At 56.9% G+C, this 24,936-nt stretch carries 25 protein-coding genes and 1 tRNA gene; 17 read left to right on the top strand and 9 right to left on the bottom strand.

Annotated features, from left to right (window positions below; genetic code table 11):
* The first annotated feature begins 19 nt into the window (after window positions 1-19).
* The 3 genes from alaS (at window position 20) to ACR0J0_RS05530 (ending at window position 3,970) form a co-directional block, all read left to right on the top strand.
* On the top strand, window positions 20-2,689 hold the full coding sequence (gene alaS / locus ACR0J0_RS05540) for an alanine--tRNA ligase (RefSeq protein WP_480661865.1): 2,670 nt from the start codon (window positions 20-22) through the stop codon (window positions 2,687-2,689).
* Between the two features lies 1 nt (window position 2,690).
* On the top strand, window positions 2,691-2,978 hold the full coding sequence (locus tag ACR0J0_RS05535) for a DUF1330 domain-containing protein (RefSeq protein WP_480661864.1): 288 nt from the start codon (window positions 2,691-2,693) through the stop codon (window positions 2,976-2,978).
* Between the two features lie 368 nt (window positions 2,979-3,346).
* Window positions 3,347-3,970 (top strand): transglutaminase-like cysteine peptidase, encoded by a 624-nt coding sequence (locus ACR0J0_RS05530; RefSeq protein WP_480661862.1) that lies wholly within the window; start codon window positions 3,347-3,349, stop codon window positions 3,968-3,970.
* Window positions 3,971-4,100: 130 nt separating this feature from the next.
* Here ACR0J0_RS05530 and ACR0J0_RS05525 read toward each other — a convergent pair whose 3' ends face one another.
* The 6 genes from ACR0J0_RS05525 to ACR0J0_RS05500 all read right to left on the bottom strand — a co-directional run bounded on the left by ACR0J0_RS05525 (window position 4,101) and on the right by ACR0J0_RS05500 (window position 9,958).
* Entirely contained in the window at window positions 4,101-4,850 is a 750-nt protein-coding gene (locus tag ACR0J0_RS05525; RefSeq protein ID WP_480661860.1) for a hypothetical protein, read from the bottom strand.
* Between the two features lie 436 nt (window positions 4,851-5,286).
* A complete protein-coding gene (gene typA / locus ACR0J0_RS05520) occupies window positions 5,287-7,104 on the bottom strand; it encodes a translational GTPase TypA (RefSeq protein WP_480661858.1) in 1,818 nt (605 codons plus the stop codon).
* 76 nt (window positions 7,105-7,180) lie between these two features.
* Window positions 7,181-7,516, bottom strand: coding sequence for a DMT family transporter (locus tag ACR0J0_RS05515; protein ID WP_480661855.1), 336 nt, complete (start codon window positions 7,514-7,516; stop codon window positions 7,181-7,183).
* A gap of 389 nt (window positions 7,517-7,905) precedes the next feature.
* A complete protein-coding gene (locus ACR0J0_RS05510) occupies window positions 7,906-9,063 on the bottom strand; it encodes an HD domain-containing protein (RefSeq protein WP_480661853.1) in 1,158 nt (385 codons plus the stop codon).
* A complete protein-coding gene (locus tag ACR0J0_RS05505; protein WP_480661851.1) occupies window positions 9,060-9,305 on the bottom strand; it encodes a hypothetical protein in 246 nt (81 codons plus the stop codon). The genes ACR0J0_RS05510 and ACR0J0_RS05505 overlap by 4 nt, the downstream gene beginning before the upstream one ends.
* Complete coding sequence (locus ACR0J0_RS05500; RefSeq protein WP_209503893.1) at window positions 9,305-9,958, bottom strand: alpha/beta hydrolase; 654 nt, start codon at window positions 9,956-9,958, stop codon at window positions 9,305-9,307. The genes ACR0J0_RS05505 and ACR0J0_RS05500 overlap by 1 nt, the downstream gene beginning before the upstream one ends.
* A gap of 177 nt (window positions 9,959-10,135) precedes the next feature.
* On the opposite strand from ACR0J0_RS05500, the gene iscR reads away from it, so the two are divergent.
* From iscR to ACR0J0_RS05450, 10 genes are all read left to right on the top strand, one after another.
* Entirely contained in the window at window positions 10,136-10,594 is a 459-nt protein-coding gene (iscR, locus tag ACR0J0_RS05495; RefSeq protein WP_480661849.1) for a Fe-S cluster assembly transcriptional regulator IscR, read from the top strand.
* 51 nt (window positions 10,595-10,645) lie between these two features.
* Window positions 10,646-11,689: a cysteine desulfurase family protein gene (locus ACR0J0_RS05490; protein ID WP_480661847.1), complete on the top strand. Its 1,044-nt coding sequence runs from the start codon at window positions 10,646-10,648 to the stop codon at window positions 11,687-11,689.
* Between the two features lie 18 nt (window positions 11,690-11,707).
* A complete protein-coding gene (sufB, locus tag ACR0J0_RS05485; protein WP_480661845.1) occupies window positions 11,708-13,228 on the top strand; it encodes a Fe-S cluster assembly protein SufB in 1,521 nt (506 codons plus the stop codon).
* Complete coding sequence (locus ACR0J0_RS05480) at window positions 13,228-13,431, top strand: hypothetical protein (protein ID WP_480661843.1); 204 nt, start codon at window positions 13,228-13,230, stop codon at window positions 13,429-13,431. Before sufB ends, ACR0J0_RS05480 begins: the two co-directional genes overlap by 1 nt.
* 51 nt (window positions 13,432-13,482) lie before the next feature.
* Window positions 13,483-14,238, top strand: a complete 756-nt coding sequence (gene sufC, locus ACR0J0_RS05475) for a Fe-S cluster assembly ATPase SufC (protein ID WP_239335139.1) — start codon at window positions 13,483-13,485, stop codon at window positions 14,236-14,238.
* Entirely contained in the window at window positions 14,238-15,518 is a 1,281-nt protein-coding gene (locus tag ACR0J0_RS05470) for a SufB/SufD family protein (protein ID WP_480661840.1), read from the top strand. Before sufC ends, ACR0J0_RS05470 begins: the two co-directional genes overlap by 1 nt.
* Window positions 15,518-16,003: a YIP1 family protein gene (locus ACR0J0_RS05465; RefSeq protein WP_480661838.1), complete on the top strand. Its 486-nt coding sequence runs from the start codon at window positions 15,518-15,520 to the stop codon at window positions 16,001-16,003. The genes ACR0J0_RS05470 and ACR0J0_RS05465 overlap by 1 nt, the downstream gene beginning before the upstream one ends.
* On the top strand, window positions 16,000-16,566 hold the full coding sequence (locus ACR0J0_RS05460) for a YIP1 family protein (RefSeq protein WP_480661837.1): 567 nt from the start codon (window positions 16,000-16,002) through the stop codon (window positions 16,564-16,566). Before ACR0J0_RS05465 ends, ACR0J0_RS05460 begins: the two co-directional genes overlap by 4 nt.
* 12 nt (window positions 16,567-16,578) lie before the next feature.
* On the top strand, window positions 16,579-17,799 hold the full coding sequence (locus ACR0J0_RS05455; protein ID WP_480661835.1) for a cysteine desulfurase: 1,221 nt from the start codon (window positions 16,579-16,581) through the stop codon (window positions 17,797-17,799).
* 66 nt (window positions 17,800-17,865) lie between these two features.
* Window positions 17,866-17,942 (top strand) — tRNA-Arg (locus ACR0J0_RS05450).
* A 240-nt stretch (window positions 17,943-18,182) separates the two neighbouring features.
* Here ACR0J0_RS05450 and ACR0J0_RS05445 read toward each other — a convergent pair.
* Together ACR0J0_RS05445 and mepK are read right to left on the bottom strand one after the other, a co-directional pair.
* Complete coding sequence (locus tag ACR0J0_RS05445; RefSeq protein WP_480661833.1) at window positions 18,183-18,359, bottom strand: hypothetical protein; 177 nt, start codon at window positions 18,357-18,359, stop codon at window positions 18,183-18,185.
* 452 nt (window positions 18,360-18,811) lie between these two features.
* Window positions 18,812-19,381, bottom strand: coding sequence for a peptidoglycan L,D-endopeptidase MepK (gene mepK / locus ACR0J0_RS05440; RefSeq protein WP_480661831.1), 570 nt, complete (start codon window positions 19,379-19,381; stop codon window positions 18,812-18,814).
* A gap of 354 nt (window positions 19,382-19,735) precedes the next feature.
* On the opposite strand from mepK, the gene ACR0J0_RS05435 reads away from it, so the two are divergent.
* The 4 genes from ACR0J0_RS05435 to ACR0J0_RS05420 are packed head-to-tail and all read left to right on the top strand — an operon-like array spanning window position 19,736 to window position 23,976.
* Window positions 19,736-21,340 carry a L,D-transpeptidase family protein gene (locus ACR0J0_RS05435; protein WP_480661829.1) on the top strand — a complete coding sequence of 535 codons (1,605 nt, stop codon included), beginning with the start codon at window positions 19,736-19,738 and terminating at the stop codon, window positions 21,338-21,340.
* 36 nt (window positions 21,341-21,376) lie between these two features.
* Entirely contained in the window at window positions 21,377-22,468 is a 1,092-nt protein-coding gene (lpxD, locus tag ACR0J0_RS05430; RefSeq protein WP_480661827.1) for a UDP-3-O-(3-hydroxymyristoyl)glucosamine N-acyltransferase, read from the top strand.
* Between the two features lie 32 nt (window positions 22,469-22,500).
* On the top strand, window positions 22,501-22,758 hold the full coding sequence (locus ACR0J0_RS05425) for an acyl carrier protein (RefSeq protein ID WP_480661825.1): 258 nt from the start codon (window positions 22,501-22,503) through the stop codon (window positions 22,756-22,758).
* Window positions 22,759-22,767: 9 nt separating this feature from the next.
* Entirely contained in the window at window positions 22,768-23,976 is a 1,209-nt protein-coding gene (locus ACR0J0_RS05420) for a beta-ketoacyl-[acyl-carrier-protein] synthase family protein (protein ID WP_480661823.1), read from the top strand.
* A gap of 66 nt (window positions 23,977-24,042) precedes the next feature.
* Here the strand turns inward: ACR0J0_RS05420 and ACR0J0_RS05415 are convergent, their stop codons facing one another.
* Complete coding sequence (locus ACR0J0_RS05415; protein ID WP_480661821.1) at window positions 24,043-24,651, bottom strand: invasion associated locus B family protein; 609 nt, start codon at window positions 24,649-24,651, stop codon at window positions 24,043-24,045.
* Between the last annotated feature and the right edge of the window lie 285 nt (window positions 24,652-24,936).

Genomic DNA, 24,936 nt, shown 5'->3' with positions numbered 1-24,936 from the left:
TGTGCGCCGAGAGAGCCTTATGCCCACGCTGAACGATATCCGCTCAACCTTTCTGAATTATTTTGCCAAACAGGGGCATGAAGTGGTCGCGTCCAGCCCACTGGTGCCGCGCAATGACCCGACCCTGATGTTCGTGAACTCGGGCATGGTGCAATTCAAGAACCTCTTCACTGGTGTTGAAACCCGCGATTATCAACGGGCGACAACATCGCAAAAATGCGTGCGCGCCGGTGGCAAGCATAACGACCTCGATAATGTAGGTTATACCGCGCGACACCATACGTTCTTTGAAATGCTGGGCAACTTCTCGTTCGGTGATTACTTCAAACACGAAGCGATCCCGTTTGCCTGGGAACTGATCACCAAAGAATTCGGTATCGACAAGAACCGACTTCTGACCACCGTGTATCACACCGACGACGAGGCTTTTGAAATCTGGAAAAAAGTCGGCGTGCCAGAGGATCGGATCATCCGCATCGCCACCAGCGATAACTTCTGGCAGATGGGGCCGACCGGTCCGTGCGGTCCGTGCACCGAGATTTTCTATGACCACGGCGATCACATCTGGGGTGGCCCTCCGGGCTCGGCCGAGGAAGATGGCGACCGGTTCATTGAGATCTGGAACATCGTTTTCATGCAAAACGAACAGTTCGAAGATGGCTCGATGGTCGAGTTGGATATGCAGTCGATCGATACCGGCATGGGGCTGGAACGCATTGGCGCATTGCTGCAGGGCAGCCATGACAACTATGACACCGATCTTTTCAAAACGCTGATCGAGGCGTCGGCAGAGGCGACGGGTGTTGATCCTTACGGTGACCAGAACGTACACCACCGGGTGATCGCGGATCACCTGCGCTCGACGTCATTCCTGATTGCCGATGGTGTTATGCCCTCGAACGACGGGCGTGGTTATGTGCTGCGCCGGATCATGCGCCGCGCCATGCGCCACGCGCATCTATTAGGCGCGAAAGATCCGGTGATGCACCGTCTGGTGCCAACGCTGGTGCAGTTGATGGGTGCCCAGTATAGCGAATTGGGCCAAGCGCAGCCTCTGATCGAAGAGACGCTGCTGCTGGAAGAGACGCGTTTCAAGCAGACTTTGGATCGTGGTCTGAAGCTGCTGGATGACGAGGTCGCTGGTTTGGCCGAGGGTGCCGCGCTGCCAGGTGACGCCGCGTTCAAGCTGTATGACACTTATGGTTTCCCGCTGGACCTGACGCAGGACGCCCTGCGCGAAAAAGGCCGCACCGTAGATACCGATGGGTTTGATGCCGCTATGGCCGAGCAAAAAGCCAAAGCGCGTGCGGCCTGGGCCGGATCGGGCGAAGCAGCGGATCAGGCCGTTTGGTTTGACGTGTTGGACAGTGCCGGTGCGACAGATTTTCTTGGCTATGACACGGAAATGGCGGAAGGGCAGATCGCGGCTCTGGTCGTGGATGGAGTATTAGTCGACAAGATCGAAAAGGGCGGCTCTGGCTGGGTCGTTGTGAACCAGACCCCATTCTATGGTGAGGCCGGTGGTCAGGTCGGCGACACCGGCGAAATCCGACGTCTGGAAGAACGTGATGATGTGGCGCGTGTCGAGGACACCAAGAAGTTCGCGGATGGCAAGGTCTACGCTCATAAAGTCACCGTCGAACATGGCACTCTTTCCAAGGGTGACGCCGTGGAGCTTGAGGTTGACCACGCTCGACGCACAGGCATTCGGGCGAACCACTCAGCGACACACTTGCTGCATGAGGCGTTACGCGAAACTCTGGGCGATCATGTCGCGCAGCGCGGATCGCTGAACGCCGCTGACCGGTTGCGGTTTGACTTTAGCCACTCCAAGGCGTTGAGCCGTGAAGAGATTCAAAAGGTCGAACGTGACGTAAACGAGTTCATCCGCCAGAACTCGACCGTTGAGACGCGGATCATGACCCCTGATGATGCGCGAGAACTGGGCGCGCAGGCTTTGTTCGGCGAGAAATACGGCGACGAGGTTCGCGTCGTGTCCATGGGTAAAGCGCCCACAGGCAAAGGTCAGGATGGCGAAACTTGGTCGATCGAACTGTGCGGTGGTACACACGTTCGGCAAACAGGCGACATCGGCACCTTTGTGGTTCTGGGCGACAGTGCCAGCAGCGCTGGCGTGCGTCGGATCGAAGCCCTGACAGGTGATGAAGCCCTGCGCCATCTGTCCGATCAGGATCAACGCCTGAGTCAAATCGCGTCGGAACTGAAGGCGCAGCCGGACGATGTTGTCGGCCGCGTGAAGGCGCTGTTGGACGAACGTAAATCGCTGCAAAACGAAGTTGCACAATTGCGCCGCGATCTGGCCATGGCCGGTGGAGCCGGGCAGGGCGGTGGCGAAGCGCGGGATGTGAACGGAGTATCTTTCCTGGCGCAAGCGCTCAATGGTGTCTCGGGCAAGGACCTGCCCGCACTGATTGATGAGCACAAAAGCCGGTTGGGTTCGGGCGCTGTGCTGCTGATCGCGGATGCAGGCGGCAAGGCGGCAGTCGCGGCCGGTGTGACAGCCGACCTGACGGATAAGGTCTCTGCGGTTGATCTGGTCCGCGCAGCTGTTGCTGAACTCGGCGGAAAAGGCGGCGGCGGACGCCCGGATATGGCGCAAGGTGGCGGCAAGGATGCTTCGAACGCGGATGCGGCGATCAAGGCCGCTGAACAGGTATTGGGAGGATAAGATGGCAGCACTCTGGATTGCGCATGTCACGGTGAAGGATGCCGACGCATACGCGAAGTACGCCGAACTGGCCGGACCGGCGATTGCCAAACACGGTGGTGCGTTCATCGCGCGCGCTGCTCGGTACGTCCAATTGGAAGGCAAGGAGCGCCCACGTAACGTGATTGCCCGCTTTCCCTCGGTCGAGGCTGCTGTGGAGTGCTATAACTCGCCCGAGTATCAGCAAGCGCTGGACCACGCCCGGGAGGCAAGCGAACGCGAACTGGTGGTTGTGGAAATCGCCGAATAGAATCACTGATGGCTCTGACCGGCTCATTCTCAGCCGGTCGAGCGATCACATGCGCGGATTCCAGCCGAACAGCTCACATTTGTTGGGGGCTGAAATGTGGCACTTTTGCCTCGTCTGGATTTTTTTTTGATTCCAGCGCATTATTGGGACATCAAGCGAATCTTTGGAAGATTTTGCGCCTGGATTGTGGCGGTTTTCCCCTAATTCTTGCGCGAAATGGTCATATTAAGTTACGAAATTCCGCCTCTTTTCACCTGCAGGTTCGCCTCAGGTTGTACAAGCAGTACCGTATACCAGTACTTGGTAGTAAGTGAACGCGGTCCCGTTTGTCGGCAATCGGTTGAACAAACTGGGATCGAGGTACAGGCATGAAATCGGTGAATATCGGACTCAAAACTGCTCTCGGGCAGTTGGCTACATATTCAGGTCGGGCAGTCGGGATTGCTGCTTTGGTGTTCGGGGCAGCGTTCGCTGGCTCCGGGGTCGACGCGAGCGAGGGAAACTTCATTCGAGCACTCGCCTCGTCCCCTCCGCCATCCGGAGCCCAGCAATTGTGCCGCCAATATTCCTGGGCGTGTTCAAGCAAAGCCTCTGTACGAATGTCGTCCCAGCAGGAAATGCGGATCATTCAGCGGATCAACCGACAGGTTAACGCAACCACTCAAACGATTACGGATCAGTCTCAATATCGCACGCGTGAGCGGTGGGCTTTGCCGACCTCACGGGGGGGAGACTGCGAGGATTTTGCTCTTTTGAAGAAAAGGGATCTTATCAGAGCTGGAGTCGATCCAAGTAAGCTTCTGATTGCGACTGTACTGGACACGCGGCGGAACGCGCACGCTGTTTTGGTCTATCGGTCCGCGGGCGGGGATCTGGTGCTGGACAACCTGACCGACCGGATCAAACCATGGTCGGCCACGCGGTATCTGTTCCTCCGGATGCAAGATCCAAGAAAACCCAGTAATTGGGTTGGTGTGTACGGCAAAAGCTAAACTTCTTCTTTAGACTAACCCGGAATCCATGACGTGAAGAAAGGGGCGACGCTTGGCTCGCCCCTTTATTTTTTGGAAAGCGCTGCATTGGATATTTAGCGCTTTCATGGATTAGCTCACGCTATTGAGATCAGAGCGTGCCACCGCTGCCATCGCTGCCGCCGCCGCTGGCACCGCCGGCGCTGCCGCCGCCGCCATCGCTTCCGCCGCCACTGGCTCCACCTGTGTCGCCGCCGCTACCATCGCTGCCGCCGCCGCCGGAATCGCTGTTGCTGCCGCCGTTGCCGTCGCCGCTGTTCGAATTTCCGCCGTCATTGCTGCCGCCATTGCCGCTGCCGCTGTCGGAGTTTCCGCCGCCGTTGCTGCCGCCGTTTCCGTCGCCGCTGCTGGAGTTTCCTCCGCCGTTGCTGCCGCCGTTTCCATCGCCGCTACCGGAGTTTCCACCGTCGTTGCTGCCGCCGTTGCCGCTGCCGCTGCCGGAATCCGCTCCGCCATTGCTGCCGCCGCCGCCATTGCTACCACCGCCGTTACTTCCACCGGCACCACCGCCGCTGCCATCGCTGCCGCCGCTGCCATCGCTGCCGCCGCCGCCATTGCTGCCGCCGCCGCCATTGCTGCCGCCGCCGCCATTGCTGCCGCCGCCGCCGTCGTTACCATTTCCGGCTTCACCACTGGTTCCAGAAACTCCTGCGCCACCACTGCTTCCACCCGAAGCGCCGCTGCCGCTGGCAGAATCTCTGTTGTCGTCATCGCTGGTCCGATTCCGCGTTACGGTCGCGGTTGGGATGTCTGTCAGGATAGCTGCAAACAGGGGACAGGACTCTGACGTGCGCGCCAGGATATCCTCGAAATCCGCGCGGCGCTGGATGTAACGCAGCATCCTTTTGTCGACGACTTTGCAACCACAAAGCGTTTCCGTTGAAACAGATTGCCGGGCTGTTTTGACGTTACAAACCTCAGATGCCTGAGCCGCGCTGGACGCCATGAATGGGAATGTCGCGGATACAAATACAATCGAATATAAACGGGACCTTACGCGCATAGCGCTACTCCTTCAAACTCGTTACCAAAACACTACAATGAAGTAATTGTGCCATAGTTTTGACAAAAATACATCCGTATATTGCCGCATTTTATCAAAGAGTGTCAGCAACAAAGATCGAGAAAATTGCAACCTATTGGTGAAACTATATGAAAAACAAAAGAAAAGCCCGCCAGCGTGACGGGCTTTTTCATTCCAAAAATAAGCTATTTGGAAACAAATATGTCACATTTGAGGCATTGTTTTCTATTTGTATACAATGCCTCAAGCCGGGTCAGGCTGATTTTGCCATCCGTTTCCGCTCGTGAGGATCCAGGTAGCGCTTACGCAACCGAACGGCGTTTGGAGTGACCTCAACCAGTTCGTCATCGTCGATGTACGCGATTGCTTCTTCCAGCGAGAACTGGATAGGCGGCGTCAGACGTACCGCGTCATCAGACCCACTTGCGCGCACGTTGGTCAGCTTTTTGCCTTTCAGCGGATTTACCTCTAGATCGTTGTCACGAGAATGCTCGCCAATGACCATACCCTGATAGACGTCCGTCTGCGGGGAAACGAACATCCGGCCACGCTCTTCCAGGTTCCACAGAGCATACGCCACGGCCTGGCCGTTTTCCATCGAGATCAGAACGCCTGCACGACGACCCGGGATCGGCCCTTTGTGCGCTGCCCAACCGTGGAACACGCGGTTCAGAACGCCTGTGCCGCGGGTATCGGTCAGGAACTCGCCGTGATAACCGATCAAGCCGCGCGAGGGCACGTGAGCAATGATGCGGGTCTTGCCTGCACCAGCGGGGCGCATTTCGACCAGTTCGCCCTTGCGAGAGCCGGTGATCTTTTCGATCACAGCGCCCGAGTATTCATCGTCCACATCAATCGTGACCTCTTCGATGGGTTCCATACGCTGGCCATCTTCTTCGCGGAACAGAACCTGCGGGCGTGAGATGCTGAGCTCGAACCCTTCGCGGCGCATGTTCTCGATCAGAACGCCCATCTGCAGTTCGCCCCGTCCGGCAACCTCAAAGGCTTCGCCGCCAGGGGTGTCGGTGATGCGGATCGCGACGTTCGATTCGGCTTCTTTCATCAGGCGGTCACGGATAACACGCGACTGAACCTTTTTGCCGTCACGACCTGCCAAAGGAGAATCGTTAATGCCAAAGGTCACTGTGATGGTCGGCGGATCGATTGGCTGGGCGGGCAGGGCTTCTTCGACCTGCGGCGAGACCAACGAGTCGGCCACGGTTGCCTTGCTCATTCCAGCAATGGTGACGATGTCACCGGCTTCGGCTACGTCGATAGGCTGCTGGGCCAGACCACGGAAGGCCAGAATCTTCGATGCGCGGAAGTTTTCAATCAAAGTGCCATCGCGGCTCAGCGCCTTGAGGCTGTCGCCTGCTTTCAGAGTACCGCTTTCCACGCGGCCGGTCAGAATGCGACCGATGAACGGATCGCTGCCCAGTGTGGTGGCCAGCATGCGGAAAGGTTCGTCTTTCTTGTCGGCCTGCTTCGGTGCAGGGACGTGATCGACGATCAGGTCGAACAGCGCCGTCAGGTCCTTACGTGGGCCGTCCAGTTCCATGTCGGCCCAGCCCGAACGGCCCGAGGCGTACATCGCCGGGAAGTCCAGCTGGTTATCGTCAGCACCTAGGTTGGCGAACAGGTCGAAACACTCGTCCAGTGCGCGGTCGGGTTCGGCGTCAGGTTTGTCGACCTTGTTCAGTACCACGATCGGACGCAGCCCCAGCGCCAGCGCTTTCGAAGTCACAAACTTGGTTTGCGGCATCGGGCCTTCGGCGGCATCGACCAGCAGGACAACGCCGTCCACCATGCTGAGAATGCGTTCCACTTCACCACCGAAATCAGCGTGGCCGGGAGTGTCCACGATGTTGATGCGCGTGCCTTTCCATTCGACCGAGGTCGCCTTGGCCAGAATGGTGATGCCGCGCTCACGCTCCAGATCGTTGCTGTCCATGGCGCGTTCCGCCACGGCTTGATTTTCCCGGAACGCGCCGGATTGTTTGAGCAGCTCATCCACCAGGGTCGTCTTGCCGTGGTCCACGTGAGCGATGATTGCGATGTTGCGCAGGTCCATGAGAGGTCAGCCTTTGAACGGGAAGTTGTCGCGCGCATAGCGCGGCGCGACAAAATATACCAGCCCTAACCGGTCGTCAGTGGCCTGCAGTCTTGGAAAACAGGTGAATAATCAAAATTCCTGCCAAAATCATCGCAAGCCCGATCACCGCAGGCCAATCCAGTCGCTGCCCGAAAACAATGAAGCCGATGACCGCGATCAACACGATCCCCAATCCGGACCAGATGGCATAAACGATGCCAACAGGCATGTATTTCAGGGTCAGGCCTAAAAGGTAGAAGGCAACCCCATAGCCAATTACGACCAGCACAGAGGGCCAAAACCGGCTGAATTGCTGACTGGCCTGCAAAGCCGTGGTGCCAATCGTTTCGGCGAACACCGCCAGCAGAAGTATGAAATAAGCTTTTGGCACCGCAGGTCTCGATCAAGTTGCACAGTGCGTGGTTGAGCACGAAATCCTGTTTGTCGGCAAGGGGATTCGAGGCAACCGCCGTGGAATTCCCGGAAGGCAGTCTAGCGTTCCAATTACCCCTAAAGTCAGGATAACCATACTATTTCAAACGGAAAAACTCTGATAGATTTGCAGTGTTTTTAGTTTCTTTTTTATGAGTTTGTTATGACGAAATTTGCAAAATCCGTCATCGTTGCTTCGGCTTTAATCGTGGCGCTTGGGTGGCTTGCAGGCGGGGGGTCCGTCGACAAAAATGCAGCCAAATTTGTTGAGCGGTTGAACAGTATTCAAGTTTAGGCGCCTGCCGAAACGATGGAAAAAGGGGCATTCGTGTCCCTTTTTCTTTTGGGTCAATCGATGATGCTTTCCGAGAAGAATGCGCCTAATTGCGGTCGCAACCATGACCACAAATCCGGTGCACCCCGTTTGATTGGCGTTCCGACGCGTTGTTCAATCTGCGCGAAGGTCACATCGAAATCCACCCAAGACCCGCCACCGGTTGCCAGATTACCGATTGGTGTTTGAAATCGGTCAATCGCCTTGGCGAAACGGGCATCCGCAGATTCGGCGGCCTCGAATTCTTGCCACAGCGCCATAAAGTCCGCCTGAGGTGTCGTTGGAAGAAGGCCGAACAATCTATTTGCTGCGGCCAGTTCTTCGGCCTCTTGCGCGGCGTGGTCCACCTGCCCGTGGATGGGGTGATCTCCGGCGTCGATCTCGACGATGTCGTGCAGCAAAAGCATTTTCAGAGCCCGGTTCAATGAGACTCCGGGTTGCGCATATTCAGACAGTACCCAGGCAAACAACATGATGTGCCAGGAATGCTCAGCCGAGTTTTCGAACCGGTCGCCGGACAACAGGCGCGACGCACGGTAAACGGATTTCAGGTTGTCCGCTTCGGCCAGGAATGGAAGGCGTTCGGAAAACGTAGTTTCAGGCGCCGGGGCACCTTGCAGCATGACGCAGGCCAACGCGTGAGCCTCGGGAAACTCTGTGGCCAGATAAGCAGCACGCCCGCCGCTGAGATTGTCGCGTACAACGTCGATATGTTCAGGGTTGGGATTCGGCGCGCACAGGACCTGAAACATGGGTTGGCATCGGTCCAGGTACTTGGCGAATTTGGCGTCCGGGGTGGTGTCGGCCTCGAACTCTTCCCATAGGTCACGAAATTCTGATGTCTGATCATCCGGCAAAAGCCCGAACAACGCGTCAGCGGCAGCGCGTTCGGCACGTTCCACGGCCTGCCAGTCCGTTTCCAAATGGATGGGATGATCGCCGACGATGATTTCCACCAGATCGTGCAAGATCAGCATCTGGATCACTCGATCTATGCGCACGTCATCGCCAGCCAACGGCTCCATCACCAGCGCCCATAAGGCCAAGTGCCAGCTGTGTTCAGCGGCGTTCTCGTGGCGGGATTGGTTCAGTAGGGTGTTGGCGCGGTCGACTGACTTCAACCTGTCCGCGCGTTTCAGAAATTCGATTTGCGCGGACAGTCTTTCGGTCATTTCTTTTCAATCGCTTTCATTTTGGATCGGTGTTTGGTCAGCGTCTCGATGACAAACTTGCGCGCCTTGCGTTCGGCAAGGCGCACACGGATTTCGGTCAGAAACGCTTCTTCCAGCGTTTGGGAGGACGCGCCCAAAAGCTCGCCCACCTCAACAAAGAAGCGGTCGTTGCCCGTTTCATCCATCACTTTCATAGTGTCCTCGGCCAGTTTGGCTGCGAGGGTTGTGATGGTATTTGACATCAGCGCGTGTTCTCGGTCAGGCGACGCTTCACGTAGTCGCTGACATCGGTGATCAGCGTATCCATGTGACGTTCCTGGAAAAAGTGATCGGCACCCTCGACCTCGTTATGAGTTATGGTGATACCTTTTTGCTCGTGCAGCTTGTTGACCAGCGCAGTGGTATCCGCAGGCGGGGCCACACGGTCAGCCGAGCCGTTGATGATCAAGCCGGAAGACGGGCAGGGCGCCAAGAATGAGAAGTCATACATGTTGGCCGGAGGCGACACGCTGATAAAACCCGTAATCTCAGGGCGGCGCATCAGCAGCTGCATTCCGATCCATGCACCAAACGAGAAACCGGCAACCCAACAATGCTTGGAGTTGTTGTTCATCGACTGCAGGTAATCCAGCGCCGATGCGGCATCGCTCAACTCTCCGACGCCCTGATCGTATTCACCCTGGCTGCGGCCAACACCGCGGAAGTTAAAGCGCAACACGGTGAAGCCCATGTTGTAGAACGCATAGTGCAGATTATAGACCACCTTATTGTTCATGGTCCCGCCAAACTGTGGATGCGGGTGCAACACGATGGCGATCGGTGCGTCTTTTTCCTTTTGCGGGTGGTAGCGGCCTTCCAGGCGGCCTTCGGGTCCGGGAAAAATCACCTCGGGCATGTGTGCTTTGGTCCTGTCTTTTTCTTCTCGGTGCTACGATATACTTGACGATAATCGTAAGGCACCTTAGAACGGTTCTAATTGTGATGCTTTGCGCAGGGCGCTGCCCGTCGGAGATACGCACTGGCGGCGGCGGCGTCAATGTTTTCGCGTATAACCTGCCATGAGGGAAAGACAATGAAGCTTTCGACTAAGGGTCGTTACGCGATGGTCGCATTGGCCGATATCGCTCTGCAGCCGACAGACGATCTGGTGACGCTCAGCGAGATTTCCGAACGGCAGGATATCTCACTGCCTTACCTCGAGCAGTTGTTCGTAAAGCTGCGCAGGGCCGATCTTGTTGCATCTGTCCGTGGTCCGGGCGGCGGTTACCGTCTGGCGCGTCCGGCGTCCGAGATTCGCGTTGTCGAAATCTTGGGGGCGGTGGACGAAAACGTTGATGCGCTGCAGAAAGGTGCAGGTGCATCCGGTGCGTCTTCAGGAAGCAGGGCGCAGTCCTTGACAAACCGTCTGTGGGAAGGTCTCAGCGCGCATGTCTATGTGTTTCTGCACCAGACCCGCTTGTCTGACGTCATCAAGAACGACTTGGCTCCGTGCCCGGCTGTACCCAGCCTGTTTGCCGTGGTTGATGAGTGATCCGATGTCTTTCGTTGTTTGCCCGTTTTGCTTCAGGAAAAAGATGTATCTATGAAACGTGTTTACCTGGATCACAACGCAACGACCCCGCTGCGACCCGAGGCGCGCGACGCGATGGTTGCCGCGATGGAGCTGTGCGGTAATCCTTCTTCGGTCCATGCCGAAGGCCGCGCGGCCAAGGCTTTGGTCGAACGCGCCAGGACGCAGATTGCCGCGGCATTCGGGGCGGATGGAGCTGATATCGTTTTCACCTCTGGTTCGACGGAGGGTGCGGCTTTGGCTTTGGCTGGTCGCGATCTGCATGGTTCAGCTATTGAGCACGATGCGATCAGATCGTGGATCATCGAAGATTTACCGGCCTCTCAGTCCGGTCTTGTAGATGTGTCCAACCCCGAACAATCGACACTGCAACTGGCAAACTCCGAGACTGGAGTGGTCCAGACGTTGCCCAACGGCTTGGCCGTCACGGATGCGACTCAGGCGTTTGGCAAATTGCCGGTGGCTTTTAACTGGATGGGTGCCCAAATGGCGTTGATTTCGGCGCATAAATTGGGCGGGCCAAAAGGTATTGGTGCTGTCGTGATGAAACGTGGCACGGATCTGCCTGCATTGATCAAGGGTGGCGGTCAGGAGATGGGCCGACGCTCGGGCACGGAAAATGTCATTGGAATCGCGGGCTTTGGGGCCGCAGCTGAGGCTGCCGCGCGTGATCTTTCCAACGGCGTTTGGGAACAGGTTCGTGAATTTAGAAATATTCTAGAAAATGCCCTTGAGGCTGGTTCTAAATCTACTATTTTTGTCGGGAAAGGTCAGGGCCGCCTGCCAAATACCTTATGTTTCGCAACCCCCGGCTGGAAGGGCGAAACACAGGTCATGCAGATGGATTTGGCGGGTTTCGCTGTAAGTGCAGGCTCTGCCTGTTCCAGCGGGAAGGTCCGGGCCAGCGCGGTATTGACCGCCATGGGATATGATGAGGTGACAGCAGCCAGCGCGATCCGCGTTTCTCTGGGTCCTCAGACGACCGAAGAAGATGTGCTGCGTTTCGCCGAGACGTGGCTTGAAAAAGAAAAGAAGCATCGCGCGCGCGCCGCGTGATCTGACGGAGGGTGTCATATGGCCGCTTTGGACCAGACCCAGGTAAAAGAGGGTGTCGATCAGGAAACCGTGGATGCGGTACGCGAGGTCGGAACCTACAAATACGGATGGGATACCGATATCGAGATGGAGTACGCCCCCAAGGGCGTGAACCCGGATATCGTTCGCTTGATCTCGGAAAAGAATGAAGAGCCGGAGTGGATGACTGAATGGCGTCTGGCCGCGTTCGAACGCTGGACCAAGATGGACGAACCGAACTGGGCCATGGTCCACTATCCCAAGATCGACTTTCAAGACCAGTATTACTATGCCCGTCCCAAGTCGATGGAAGAGAAGCCTAAGTCGCTGGACGAGGTCGACCCCAAGCTGCTGGCCACTTACGAAAAGCTGGGTATCCCGCTGAAAGAACAGATGATTCTGGCTGGCGTTGAAGGGGCCGAGGATATGCCCGCCGAGGGCCGCAAGGTCGCCGTAGACGCGGTGTTTGACTCTGTGTCCGTGGGAACGACCTTCCAGGACGAACTGGCAAAACACGGCGTGATCTTCTGTTCCATTTCAGAGGCGATCAAAGAGCATCCCGAACTGGTCAAGAAGTATCTTGGTTCCGTGGTTCCGGTTTCAGACAACTTCTACGCCACGCTGAACTCGGCCGTGTTTTCGGATGGTTCGTTCGTTTACATCCCGCCGGGCGTGCGCTGCCCGATGGAGCTGAGCACCTATTTCCGCATCAACGCGGAAAATACAGGTCAGTTCGAACGTACGCTGATCATCGCGGACAAAGGGTCTTACGTCTCTTATCTGGAAGGTTGTACCGCGCCCCAGCGTGACACAGCGCAGCTGCACGCAGCCGTTGTCGAGATCATCATCGAAGAAGATGCCGAGGTGAAGTACTCGACCGTTCAGAACTGGTTCCCAGGTGACGAGAACGGTAAGGGCGGAATCTACAACTTTGTGACCAAGCGTGCCGATTGCCGTGGCGACCGGTCCAAGGTGATGTGGACACAGGTTGAAACCGGATCGGCGGTGACGTGGAAATATCCGTCCTGCATCCTGCGCGGCGATGAAAGCCAGGGCGAGTTCTATTCGATCGCGATCACCAACAACTATCAGCAGGCCGATACCGGCACTAAGATGGTTCATTTGGGCAAGAACACCAAGTCGCGCATAGTCTCCAAAGGGATCAGCGCGGGTAAGGCTCAGAACACCTATCGCGGGCTGGTCTCGATGCACCCCAAGGCTAAGGACAGCCGCAACTATACTCAGTGCGACAGCTTGCTGATCGGTGATAAATGCGGGGCCCATACGGTTCCATATATCGAGGTCCGCAACAATTCCTCGCGCGTCGAGCATGAGGCGACAACCTCCAAAGTGGATGAAGATCAGCTGTTCTACTGCCGCCAGCGTGGCATGGACGAGGAAGAAGCCGTGGCACTTGTGGTCAACGGGTTCTGCAAGGACGTCCTGCAGGCGCTGCCAATGGAATTCGCGATGGAAGCGCAGCAGCTGGTTGCAATCTCATTGGAAGGCTCGGTTGGCTGATGGCGCGTAAGCCTGGTAAGTCCATCCGTAAGGATGATGTGTTGACCCTTGTGGGTTACGTGCTCCCGGTTTTGGGCGGGTTGCTGGGCGTTGCCTACGTCAACACCAACCATATGGAATTCATCAACCCAGTCTGGGCTGTAGGTGGTGGAGCGATCCTTGGATGGGTTGCGGCACGCATCATGCGTCGGATTCTGGGATAGACATAGACCGGGGCTATCGGACGCCCCTTGCGTTACGCAAAAGGACAAAAAATGCTGGAAATCAAAAACCTGCACGTGAAACTTGAGGAAGAAGAAAAGCAAATCCTCAAAGGCGTCGACCTGACCGTCGAGGCAGGCAAGGTGCACGCGATCATGGGCCCGAACGGTTCGGGCAAGTCAACCCTCAGCTATGTGTTGTCGGGCCGCGACGGGTATGAAGTGACCGAAGGCTCGGCCACTTTGGACGGCGAGGATCTGTTGGAAATGGAACCGGAAGAGCGCGCTGCTGCCGGTGTCTTCCTTGCATTCCAGTACCCGGTCGAAATTCCGGGTGTTGGTAACATGACCTTCCTGCGTACCGCCGTGAATGCCCAGCGAAAGGCGCGCGGTGAGGAGGAACTGTCGGCCGCCGACTTCCTGAAGCTGGTTCGCGCCAAGGCAAAATCGCTGAAGATCGACGCGGATATGCTCAAGCGGCCGGTGAATGTTGGCTTTTCGGGTGGTGAGAAGAAGCGGAACGAAATCCTGCAGATGGCAATGCTGGAACCCAAGATGTGCATCCTGGACGAAACGGACTCGGGTCTGGACGTCGATGCGATGAAGCTGGTGGCCGAAGGCGTGAACGCGTTGCGAGACGAAGGCCGTGGCTTTCTGGTGATCACCCACTATCAGCGTCTGCTGGACCACATCAAACCCGATGTTGTGCACATCATGGCAGATGGTCGGATCGTGAAAACCGGTGGTCCCGATCTGGCGCTGGAAGTTGAAAACAATGGTTATGCCGACATTCTGGCCGAGGTGAACTGATGGCGCTGCCCGAAGTTAAACAAACCGCGACCGAGGCGCGGCTGGCCGCGCTAACTATGCCCGACGCCGGTTGCACCCGCGCCGCGCGCGAAGATGCGCTGGCCCGAGTGCTGGAGATGGGTCTGCCGGGTCGGCGCGACGAGTATTGGAAATACACGCGCCCGGACACGCTGATCTCGCCCGAAGCGCCACGTGCTGCGCTGTTCCATTCGGATGAGCCGCTGCTGTTCGGCAATCTCGACCGTCTGAAGATCGTCTTTATCGATGGCGTGTTCAGCCCCGAGGAATCGGACGATCTGGAACTGGAAGGCGTCAAAGTCGAACGTATCGAAGATATCTGCTGCAAGGATATCCATTGGGCCAAAGAGTTGTACGGCGTTCTTGAAGCGCGCGGGCAGTCTCCGGTTCAACGGCCACTGGCGGCTTTGAACACGGCGTTTGCGGCAGACGGGGTTGCGATCCATGTGACTGGTAAACCGTCCAAGCCGATCAGTCTGATCTATCGCCATGCGTCGGAAACCTCTGACGCCATGCTGCACCATATCGTTCGTGTAGAAAGCGGTGCTGAGGTGACGATCCTCGAAAACGGTCCGGCAGCATCGCGTTTCAATAAGTGCATGGAGATCGACATCGCTGACGGCGGTATGCTGCATCATGTGCGCGCGCAGGGTAGGGATCACGAGCGTCGTGCGGCCACGCACATGTTCACCCGCCTCGGTCAGAAATCGGTCTACAAGTCCTTCACGTTGACGGTGAATGGCATTCTGACTCGCAATGAGCAGGTGATTGAACTGACCGGCGACGATGCGGTTGCCCATGTGGCGGGCGCATGCGTCGGCGACGGTGAATTCCACCACGATGACACGGTATTCATCACGCATGATGCGGTGAACTGTGAAAGCCGACAGGTCTTCAAGAAGGTTCTGCGCAATGGCGCGACCGGCGTGTTCCAGGGCAAGATCCTGGTCAAGGAAGGCGCTCAGAAGACCGACGGTTACCAGATCAGCCAATCATTGCTGCTGGATGACGATAGCCAGTTCCTCGCGAAGCCCGAGCTTGAAATCTACGCCGACGATGTCGCCTGTTCACACGGTTCGACCTCGGGCGCGATTGACGAGACGGCGCTGTTCTACCTGCGCTCGCGCGGTGTTCCGATGAAGGACGCCACCAACATGCTGACGCTGGCGTTTCTGGCCGAAGCAGTTGACGAGATCGAGGACGCAGCGCTGGCCGAGGCCATCGTGGACCGCCTTGAAGGCTGGTTGTCGCGGCACATCTGATGCCTTTGACGTCAGATATCGTGGCCACCTATCGGGGGCCGGGACAGGTCGTGCGCCGCTTGCTTGACCTAGGCCCGCGCGAGGACAGGGCGTTGGTGTTTGTCATGGCTTTCTGTGTCGTGGCCTTCATCGCGCAACTGCCTGGCCTGGCGCGGCGCGCACATTTTGAAGGCGTGGAACTGAATGCACTGATGGGTGCAAGTTTGTTCGGAACGGTCTTTATCCTGCCCCTGTTCTTCTACTTGCTTGCCTTTGTCTCTTATGGGGCGGCGCGGCTGGTAGGAGGGCGCGGTACGTCTTACGGTGCGCGACTGGCCTTGTTCTGGGCGCTGCTGTCATCAACACCGGTGTTGCTGTTGCATGGCCTTGTCGCAGGATTTATTGGGCCCGGCCCAGCCTTGACAGTCGTAGGAGCCGTCTGGTTTTTTCTTTTTCTCTGGTTCTGGATAGCAGGCCTCAGACAAGCGCAGAGGCATCTGGAATGAACCCCGCTGGCATCGTCGAACTTGCGATAATGACCCTGACCAACCCCGCACAAGCAGCGCGGAGATTGCTGGACATGCGCCCGGGACGTGAGGTTTTGTGGCTGGCTTTTTCTTTGGCTGTTGTGCTGAACGGGCTTGTCCAGCTTGGCATCGATCAGCTTATCCCTCTGCCGGAAGGTGAGGTTGCCCCGGTTCCGCAGCCTATCTTTCTAAGCCTGCTCCGTTCCGCAGGGGCCATGATGCTGAGCGTTGCGGCCTTTTTGTTTGTTGGGCGGCTGCTCGGTGGTCGCGCGACATTTGACGATATTCTGACGTTGACGGTCTGGCTGCAGTTCCTGCAGATCGCCGCGCTGTTGATTACATTGATCATCATGATCGCGCTGCCGTTCCTGATGCTGATGTTTTTACTCGCCACAGCGCTGATCAGCCTTTACGTCACGCTCCATTTCCTGAATGAAGCGCACCAGTTCGGTTCGCTTGCAAAGTCCTTCGGGGTCATAGTGTTGTCTGCCTTGATTGCGGTGCCCTTTGTCCTCGTTCTAACGCCCGGCGGCCCTGTATAGGGAAAGAAGACCATGTATGATGTTCAGAAAATTCGCTCTGACTTTCCGATCCTTTCACGGGAAGTGAACGGGAAACCGCTGACCTATCTGGACAACGGTGCTTCGGCGCAAAAGCCGCAGGTCGTCATCGATGCTGTGACGCGGGCCTATGCCGAGGAATACTCGAACGTTCACCGTGGTCTGCATTTCCTGTCGAATCTTGCGACCGAGAAATACGAGGCCGTTCGCGGCACCATCGCGCGTTTTCTGGGGGCGGCCAACGAGAATGAGATCGTACTGAACTCGGGCACGACCGAGGGAATCAATCTTGTCGCTTACGGTTGGGCCATGCCGCGCCTGCAGGCCGGGGACGAGATCGTGCTGAGCGTGATGGAGCACCACGCCAATATCGTTCCGTGGCATTTCCTGCGCGAACGGCAGGGCGTTGTCTTGAAATGGGTCGATGTGGACGCCGACGGTGGTCTGGACCCGCAGGCCGTAATCGATGCGATTGGCCCGAAAACCAAGTTGGTCGCCGTGACACAGTGCTCGAACGTTCTGGGCACTGTGGTTGATGTCAAAGCCATCTCCGAAGGCGCGCATGCCAAGGGCGTTCCGGTGCTGGTCGACGGTAGCCAGGGTGCGGTGCATATGCCCGTGAATGTGCAGGATATCGGATGTGACTTCTACGCGATCACCGGGCATAAACTCTACGGTCCGTCTGGTTCGGGCGCGATCTACATCAAATCCGAGCGTATGGCCGAAATGCGCCCCTTTATTGGCGGCGGCGACATGATCAAAGAGGTCAGCAAGGATCAGGTGATCTACAACGACCCGCCAATGAAGTTCGAGGCCGGTACACCGGGCATCGTTCAAACCATCGGCCTTGGTGCTGCCTTGGATTACATGATGAATCTGGGGATGGAGAATATTGCCGCGCATGAGGCGGGCCTGCGCGATTATGCGATGCAGAAGCTGACGGGTCTGAACTGGGTGCAGGTTCAGGGTACGCGCCCTGACAAGGCCGCGATCTTCAGCTTTACGCTGGATGGGGCGGGACACGCGCATGATGTCTCGACGATTCTGGACAAGAAAGGCGTCGCTGTCCGTGCCGGTCACCACTGCGCCGGCCCGCTGATGGATTTCTACGGCGTGACTGCGACCTGTCGCGCAAGCTTTGGTCTGTACAACACCACGGACGAGGTCGATACCCTGATCGACGCGCTGGAACTGGCGCATGACTTGTTTGCGTGAAACCGGGTTAGCAGCTGTCGATTTCCAGTTGCACCCGGTTCGGAACAAGGTTAGCTAACGGCCAAGGCACCTGTAGCTCAGCTGGATAGAGCGCTGCCCTCCGAAGGCAGAGGCCAGAGGTTCGAATCCTCTCAGGTGCGCCATTCTCTTATTTTAAGTTCTGACAAAACGGTTAGGCAGTGAGCTTCGTTGCATGCTGTTTTTGACACTGATTTGGGGCCGCTGGAATCTAGTGTTTGGCGTTGCCTGGTGGCGCAAGTAAGGACGTTCGCTAGAGCTGCAACATAGAGGGATTTTTTAAACCGGCTTAGGTGCGGCTCATTCTTCACGCGAAGTAGCCATGCCATTTGCAATACTGGCGCCTCGCAGGGATGGGGCTGAAATCACGTAAAAACCAGTGGCAAATAGGCGGCCACCCCAGCGACAAGTGCGAAGACAACAACGGGTGGCTTGTCGTCGCTATCCTTGATTTGATGTCGGAACTCCCCGGCTTGGCACCCAAGTTTCTGCGCCGCGGCCAGAAGGAAAAAGGCAATGACATCAATGATTGTCGTGATCATAGGTTTACTCTTTTGATATCCAATTTGATCGTAACCCTGACAGGTTGGAAGGCGCTTGGAGTGAGCAGCCGAACCTTTTTGCTTTTGGTGTCTGCCACGTAGGGAGGTAAGACTTGGGCGTCGCCGTAGTGTCCGCAGGTGATCCGCCCCACTGTCCTTGATACGAAGGCGGAAGTTACCGGTATTGGCGGAGCCCAGCGGCGTGGTAGCTGATCAACCGGACGGAAGAGTGTTGTCGCAGTAATTGAGCGCGTTCGCAGCTCGTCCCGGGTTAACCTGTATCAACAAGGGCCGAAACCGCAGGCCAAAGTTCCCTGAGGTTCGCCTAAATCTCACAATAAGATCTGAACGACTGGTTTTTCCCTATATGGCCCAGAACGTTCCGGCAAAACGCAAAAGAGCGCCTGGCGGCGCTCGATAACGGTCAGAAACGAAACGTGTTATGGAGGGGCTCAACCGCCCCACGACCGAACTTCACCGCAATCCATATGGACGAAGTTCGAACGGTAGTACTTGCCGACACCACCGGCGCGGCAGGACATGGCCGCCTTGGCCATCTGGGAAACCGAGCGCGAGGACAGGCGCAGGTCAGCGGCCTGGCCTTTCATGTGCAGCGAATTCTTTGCTACACGGCGCGACCGTGAACGGAGCATCGCGTTGGTCTGGGGGGAGCGGTAGCCGGATAGGAGCATATAGGGTTCGTTGACATCCAGCAGATTGTGAGATGCAGCCATGATGTCGATGGTGCGCAGGTCCATAGACTTGACCTGATCGGTTCGCCAGTCACGCATGAAGTGGTTTACTTCCTTGACGGCGTCCTTGATGTACTTGCCGTCGACCCAATAGACCATATCAATCCGTTCGCCGGTGCGGCCCGAATACATGCGAATACGACGGATATCACCGCCGCCACGCAAAAAACCTGCTGCATTGGAATAAGTCGGTGCTGCTACAACTGCTGTTGCCGCGAATGCGCCCAATAGGGCACGCCGGGTCAAACCCGATGTACTGCTCGTGGTCATTTTGTTTCGTCCCGTACTGTTCCTGCCTGCACACGATGTTACGCGCGCGATCTTAATTTTTTCCCATCCCAGATGCGGGATTTATGACACAGTCGCAAAAGGCAGCCAAGAAATCTTTCACATTCATCTTTTCAAGGGGGAATTTTCGGCAGTTTTTTGCGCAGGTGATGCAATTTGGTATAATATTGAGGCAATTAGGCTTTGGCGCGACATGGCCGATGCAAACGCGCATCAGGAGCAAACTGATGCGACATATTGATGTATTTGTGAATGGACAAAATGTCCGGCTGAAAACCATATTTGTTCGGCACGCGCCTCAGAATGCGCAAGTTATTGAATAATCAGGGTCATCTCATGCGAGCATTTTTTCGGTTGCCAACGAGTCTCATTTTCGCCGCTTGCATTTCGGCGTCTGCCTCTTTGGCAACTGCACAGACATCTACTGAGACAGCCTTTCAGATGGCCGTTGCTGAATTTGCCTCGGCAGGATCTGGCATAGCCGATTTCTATCGTACCAGTGGTTTTTCGCCGATCTGGGTCGGCAATACGACGGCGCACGAGGCGCGGCGGGCACGATTGATTAAAGAGCTGTCTTCGACGCATCTGCATGGTCTGCCCGACGGACCGTATGACGTGCAATCGCTGTTGACCCAAATGCAGGACGCCAATTCTCTCCGAGATTTGGGAGCGGTCGAAATCGCGCTTACCAAGGCATTCGTAAATTATGCAAGTGACCTGTATTCAGGTGCTTTGCGCCCGGCGGACATTGACGAAGGGCTGGTCCGGAAGGTTGCGCGGCGATCAGCGTCCGAGCATTTGCAGGGTCTGCTCGCTGCGGATGGCGATGCCTATTTTGATCAACTCGCACCGCAATCCACCCAGTATCGGGCGTTGATGAAGCAAAAAATCGCACTTGAGGCGCTGGTCAATCAAGGGGGTTGGGGTGTTGGCGTTCCCGAGGATAAGCTTGAGCACGGTGACACAGGTCCTAATGTAATTAAGCTGCGTAACCGGTTGATTTCGATGGGTTATCTGCGGCCAACTGCAAGCCCGACCTTCGGCGATGCGATGCTGGCTGCGGTTCAGGAGTTTCAGCAGTCGCACGGATTGGCACCGGATGGCGTGGCCGGACAAGGTACCATCGCCGAGCTTAACCGCAGTGCTTCCGAACGACTTAAGGCCGTCTATGTTGCTCTGGAACGCGAGCGCTGGTTGCCGCGCGAACGGGGCGAGCGACACATCCTGGTAAACCAGGCGGATTTCTCAGCCAAGATCGTGGACGATGGCCGTGTGACCTTCGAAACTCGCGCTGTGATCGGAAAGAACGTTCATGACCGTCGCAGCCCGGAATTCTCGGACGAGATGGAGCATATGGTCATCAACCCAAGTTGGTATGTGCCGCGCTCGATCATTACGAAGGAATATCTGCCAAAACTGCAGTCGAACCCCAACGCGGTAGGTCATATCCAGATCACGGACCGTAGTGGTCGAGTGGTGAACCGGGGCGCTGTGGATTTCACCCAATTTAACACCCGGAACTTCCCGTTTGCGATGCGCCAACCCCCCAGCAAAAGCAATGCGTTGGGGCTGGTGAAGTTCATGTTCCCCAACAAGTACAACATCTATCTGCATGATACACCTCAGAAATCCCTTTTTGCACGTGAGGTGCGGGCATTCTCGCACGGGTGTATCCGGTTGGCGCAACCGTTTGAGTTCGCCTATGCGCTGTTGGCCAAACAGGAGGAAGACCCCAAGGCGTTCTTCCACCGTGTTTTGGCGACCGGTAAAGAAACGACTGTCCAGCTTGAAAAGCACGTGCCGGTTCACCTGATCTATCGCACGGCCTATATCGGCCCGAAGGGTGAAGTGCAGTATCGTCGCGACGTCTATGACCGCGATCGCAAAATCTGGGAGGCTCTGCAGAAAGCAGGGGTAGCCCTGCCGGACGTTCAGGGGTAAGCACCGGGGGCAGGTCCTTAATTCGGGAAGCCCGTCATGCAGTATACCATTGAGCAAATTGCCGAAGCCTTGGGCGCAGACAGCCAAGGCGATCTGACCGTTGTTATAGAGCGCGCCGCAGAACCGGCCGACGCCGGGCCAACAGATCTGGCAATGGCGATGTCACCGAAATACGCCGACGCGCTGAACGCGGGCTCAGCTCGCGCTGCGGTCTTGTGGGAAGGTGCGGACTGGCAGGCAATGGGATTGGAGGCCGCGATTTTCGTGCCGCGTCCGCGCATGGCGATGGCCGGGGTCACCGCGATGCTGGATCGCGGGCAGGGGGTTGAGCCCGGTATTCATCCCTCGACCGTGATCGACCCAACTGCGGAAATTGGCGAAGGTGCCTCGATTGGGCCCCTGACAGTTATCGGCGCGCGTGTTCGCATCGGCAAAGGCGCCGTCATCGGCCCGCACTGCGTAATTGGAATTGACTCAGTTCTTGGTGAAAATGCGGTGCTGCGTGAGATGGTGAGCATTGGAGCCCGCGCAAAAATTGGCGACCGTTTCATCGCACAGCCGGGTGCGCGGATTGGTGGTGATGGGTTCAGCTTTGTAACGCCCGAGGTCTCGGGTGCCGAGAATGCTCGCAAAACCATGGGCGATCAAGGCGAAGTACGCGCGCAAAGCTGGCTGCGTATCCACTCCCTTGGCGCTGTGGAAATTGGCAATGACGTCGAGGTTGGATCGAATTGCACCGTCGACAATGGCACCATCCGGAACACATGCATCGGCGATGGGTCAAAGCTCGATAATCTGGTTCATGTCGGCCACAATACGCGCGTTGGTCGGGATTGCTTGTTGTGCGGGCAAACTGGCGTATCTGGCTCAGTTGAGATCGGAAATAACGTAGTTTTGGGCGGCCAGACCGGTGTGGTCGACAACATTTTTATCGGTGATGGTGTGATCTCGGGCGGGGGTACGAAAATCCTGTCTAATGTGCCCAAGGGACGCGTGATCATGGGCTATCCGGGCATCAAAATGGAAACCCATACAGACATTTACAAAGCGCAACGACGCCTGCCTCGGCTGGCACGTGACGTCGAGGCGCTGAAAAAGGCTGTTTCCAAACAGGCTCCGAGCGATTAAATCAACCACAACATGATAATCAGAGGATCGACATGAGCATCAGCGACCGCGTCATCGCAATCATTGCAGAGCAGGCCGTGCTGGAGCCATCGGATGTGACCCCCGAAAGCACGCTCGAGGATCTTGGTATCGACAGCCTGGGATTGGTCGAGAGTATTTTCGCCATCGAAGAAGAATTCGACATCTCGGTTCCGTTCAATGCCAATGAGCCAACGGCCAGCGACTTTGATATTTCGAACGTGGCGAAAATTATCGCGGGTATCGAAAAGCTGGTGTCGGAAAAGGTCTGACATATTCCCATGAAACGCGTCGTCATTACCGGGGCCGGTACAATCAATTCGCTGGGCCACTCGGTGCCCGATACCTTAGAGGCGATGCGCGAAGGGCGTTGCGGTATTTCCGAGCTCGAGTTTCGTGATGTCGACCGGCTGGCCATCAAGATTGGTGGCCAGGTCCGGGGGTTCGAGGCCGAAGGTCGCTTTAACCGCCAACAGATGAGCCTTTACGACCGGTTCACGCAGTTCACTCTGACAGCCGCGAAAGAAGCAATAGATCAATCCGGGATTGAGTTTCACGGCGAACTCGCCGCCCGTTCCGGCGTTGTTCTAGGCACCGCCGGTGGAGGTGTTTCGACCTGGGATGACAATTACCGCTCGGTTTACGAAGACGGTAAGAACCGGGTGCACCCGTTTGTCGTGCCTAAGCTGATGAACAACGCGGCGGCCAGCCACGTGTCGATGGAGCACAACCTTAAAGGCCCCAGTTTTACCGTTTCGACGGCCTGCGCTTCGTCCAATCACGCAATGGCGCAGGCGTTCCAGATGGTCCGCAGTGGCGCGGCTCCGGCGATGCTGACCGGTGGTTCCGAATCCATGCTGTGTTTTGGAGGCGTCAAAGCCTGGGAAGGGCTGCGCGTGATGTCCAAAGACGCCTGCCGCCCATTCAGCGCAAACCGAAACGGAATGGTTCAGGGCGAAGGCGCAGGGGTGTTCGTGTTCGAAGAGTACGAACATGCACGCGCCCGCGGTGCCGATATCCTGTGTGAAGTCGTTGGGTTCGCAATGTCCTCGGATGCGTCGGACATCGTGATGCCCAGCAAACAAGGTGCTGCCCGTGCCATGTCGGGCGCACTTGCAGATGCACGCCTGAGCGCCGACAAGGTGGGGTACATCAACGCGCACGGAACCGGCACGGCGGCTAATGACAAGACGGAATGCGCGGCCGTCGCGGATGTTTTTGGCCCGCACGCTGATGAACTGATGATTTCGTCCACCAAATCAATGCACGGCCACCTGATCGGCGGGACCGGCGCGGTGGAATTGCTGGCCTGTATCATGGCGCTTCGGGATGGTGTGGTTGCCCCAACCATTGGCTACGAAGAGCCGGACCCGGAATGTGCGCTGGACGTAGTGCCGAATGAAGCGCGTGAGGCAAAAGTGGACGTGGCGCTTAGCAACGCTTTTGCGTTTGGTGGGCTCAACGCTGTGCTGGCCTTAAAACGGGTGTAAATCAAGTTATCTGACGCAAAAGCGCCGCCGAGGCAGTTCGGCGGCGCTTTATTGTTTTGGAGAATCTTAGTTCTGTAGGACTTTCAGGCCGTCGAACCCGGCTGTGAAGCCAGCCAACGACACTTCCATTTCCAACAGTTGGCTAGGTGCGAGGACCGAAACCAGCGACAGGGTTGCCTTGGTGCCGGCTTTCATCGCGTCCACATCGCCCTGGGTAAAGCCCAGTTGCGCAAGGCACCCGACGGGGTTGCAGTGATGATAGTCATAGCGCTTGCCCGGTGCGCCATCCACAGACAGAGCAAGTTGGGCTTGCAGCATCGTTTCAAGGGGTACGACCACGGTTGCGCCTGCGACGGCAGCGGCGCCTTCGGGAAGCCTTTCAATGGTGATTTCCGCAATCGGCTGGCCTTGCTCACCAGTCAAAATCTGACGCATAGCACAAGGGTCTTCATCCGCATTGGTTTTGATGCACAGGATCGACCAGTCGCCTTTTTCTTCTTTGACGTATTGCTCGCCAATTCGCGGTCCGGATTCACCCAGATCCAGATCGTTTCCGGCCTCGGTCTGCGAGGATTCGGGCTGTTGTTCGGTTTCCTGCGTCGCTTCCTGCGCGTAAGCGGCCCCGCACCACAGGGCGGCAGTCATCAGGCTGACGGATAGAGTGTTCTTGATCATGAATGCCTCGGCAATGTGTTTATTTTGCTTTGGTCTATCACCCTTGGTTGATGCTGTCAGGGGCTAAGGTTGGCCATTTCAGGATGTGAACGTTTTTTTGCCGCCCAGACCGGCTCGGCCTGCGTTTCAGCCAAGGAAAAAGGGAGCCGGTGGAGCGGCTCCCTTTCATAGAATGTTCTCCCCGTCGGACTGGCCGACTTAGTTATGCGCAGACGTTACGAAAGGCGGGCGCAGCGGTCAACTGCTAACCTGAATTTTTAATGCCTCGGCCATGATTTGTGAAAA

This window comes from Ruegeria sp. BF12 (assembly GCF_056538705.1).
The sequence above is the reverse complement of the archived record's forward strand: the minus strand, read 5'-3'. Positions and strand labels throughout refer to the sequence as shown.

What these genes read in the sequence shown, in the direction of transcription:
- alaS (WP_480661865.1), top strand. Translation starts at nt 20, where the DNA reads ATGCCCACGCTGAACGATATCCGCTCAACCTTTCTGAATTATTTTGCC.
- ACR0J0_RS05535 (WP_480661864.1), top strand. Translation starts at nt 2,691, where the DNA reads ATGGCAGCACTCTGGATTGCGCATGTCACGGTGAAGGATGCCGACGCA.
- ACR0J0_RS05530 (WP_480661862.1), top strand. Translation starts at nt 3,347, where the DNA reads ATGAAATCGGTGAATATCGGACTCAAAACTGCTCTCGGGCAGTTGGCT.
- ACR0J0_RS05525 (WP_480661860.1), bottom strand. Translation starts at nt 4,850, where the DNA reads ATGCTGCGTTACATCCAGCGCCGCGCGGATTTCGAGGATATCCTGGCG.
- typA (WP_480661858.1), bottom strand. Translation starts at nt 7,104, where the DNA reads ATGGACCTGCGCAACATCGCAATCATCGCTCACGTGGACCACGGCAAG.
- ACR0J0_RS05510 (WP_480661853.1), bottom strand. Translation starts at nt 9,063, where the DNA reads ATGACCGAAAGACTGTCCGCGCAAATCGAATTTCTGAAACGCGCGGAC.
- ACR0J0_RS05505 (WP_480661851.1), bottom strand. Translation starts at nt 9,305, where the DNA reads ATGTCAAATACCATCACAACCCTCGCAGCCAAACTGGCCGAGGACACT.
- ACR0J0_RS05500 (WP_209503893.1), bottom strand. Translation starts at nt 9,958, where the DNA reads ATGCCCGAGGTGATTTTTCCCGGACCCGAAGGCCGCCTGGAAGGCCGC.
- iscR (WP_480661849.1), top strand. Translation starts at nt 10,136, where the DNA reads ATGAAGCTTTCGACTAAGGGTCGTTACGCGATGGTCGCATTGGCCGAT.
- ACR0J0_RS05490 (WP_480661847.1), top strand. Translation starts at nt 10,646, where the DNA reads ATGAAACGTGTTTACCTGGATCACAACGCAACGACCCCGCTGCGACCC.
- sufB (WP_480661845.1), top strand. Translation starts at nt 11,708, where the DNA reads ATGGCCGCTTTGGACCAGACCCAGGTAAAAGAGGGTGTCGATCAGGAA.
- ACR0J0_RS05480 (WP_480661843.1), top strand. Translation starts at nt 13,228, where the DNA reads ATGGCGCGTAAGCCTGGTAAGTCCATCCGTAAGGATGATGTGTTGACC.
- sufC (WP_239335139.1), top strand. Translation starts at nt 13,483, where the DNA reads ATGCTGGAAATCAAAAACCTGCACGTGAAACTTGAGGAAGAAGAAAAG.
- ACR0J0_RS05470 (WP_480661840.1), top strand. Translation starts at nt 14,238, where the DNA reads ATGGCGCTGCCCGAAGTTAAACAAACCGCGACCGAGGCGCGGCTGGCC.
- ACR0J0_RS05465 (WP_480661838.1), top strand. Translation starts at nt 15,518, where the DNA reads ATGCCTTTGACGTCAGATATCGTGGCCACCTATCGGGGGCCGGGACAG.
- ACR0J0_RS05460 (WP_480661837.1), top strand. Translation starts at nt 16,000, where the DNA reads ATGAACCCCGCTGGCATCGTCGAACTTGCGATAATGACCCTGACCAAC.
- ACR0J0_RS05455 (WP_480661835.1), top strand. Translation starts at nt 16,579, where the DNA reads ATGTATGATGTTCAGAAAATTCGCTCTGACTTTCCGATCCTTTCACGG.
- ACR0J0_RS05445 (WP_480661833.1), bottom strand. Translation starts at nt 18,359, where the DNA reads ATGATCACGACAATCATTGATGTCATTGCCTTTTTCCTTCTGGCCGCG.
- mepK (WP_480661831.1), bottom strand. Translation starts at nt 19,381, where the DNA reads ATGACCACGAGCAGTACATCGGGTTTGACCCGGCGTGCCCTATTGGGC.
- ACR0J0_RS05435 (WP_480661829.1), top strand. Translation starts at nt 19,736, where the DNA reads ATGCGAGCATTTTTTCGGTTGCCAACGAGTCTCATTTTCGCCGCTTGC.
- lpxD (WP_480661827.1), top strand. Translation starts at nt 21,377, where the DNA reads ATGCAGTATACCATTGAGCAAATTGCCGAAGCCTTGGGCGCAGACAGC.
- ACR0J0_RS05425 (WP_480661825.1), top strand. Translation starts at nt 22,501, where the DNA reads ATGAGCATCAGCGACCGCGTCATCGCAATCATTGCAGAGCAGGCCGTG.
- ACR0J0_RS05420 (WP_480661823.1), top strand. Translation starts at nt 22,768, where the DNA reads ATGAAACGCGTCGTCATTACCGGGGCCGGTACAATCAATTCGCTGGGC.
- ACR0J0_RS05415 (WP_480661821.1), bottom strand. Translation starts at nt 24,651, where the DNA reads ATGATCAAGAACACTCTATCCGTCAGCCTGATGACTGCCGCCCTGTGG.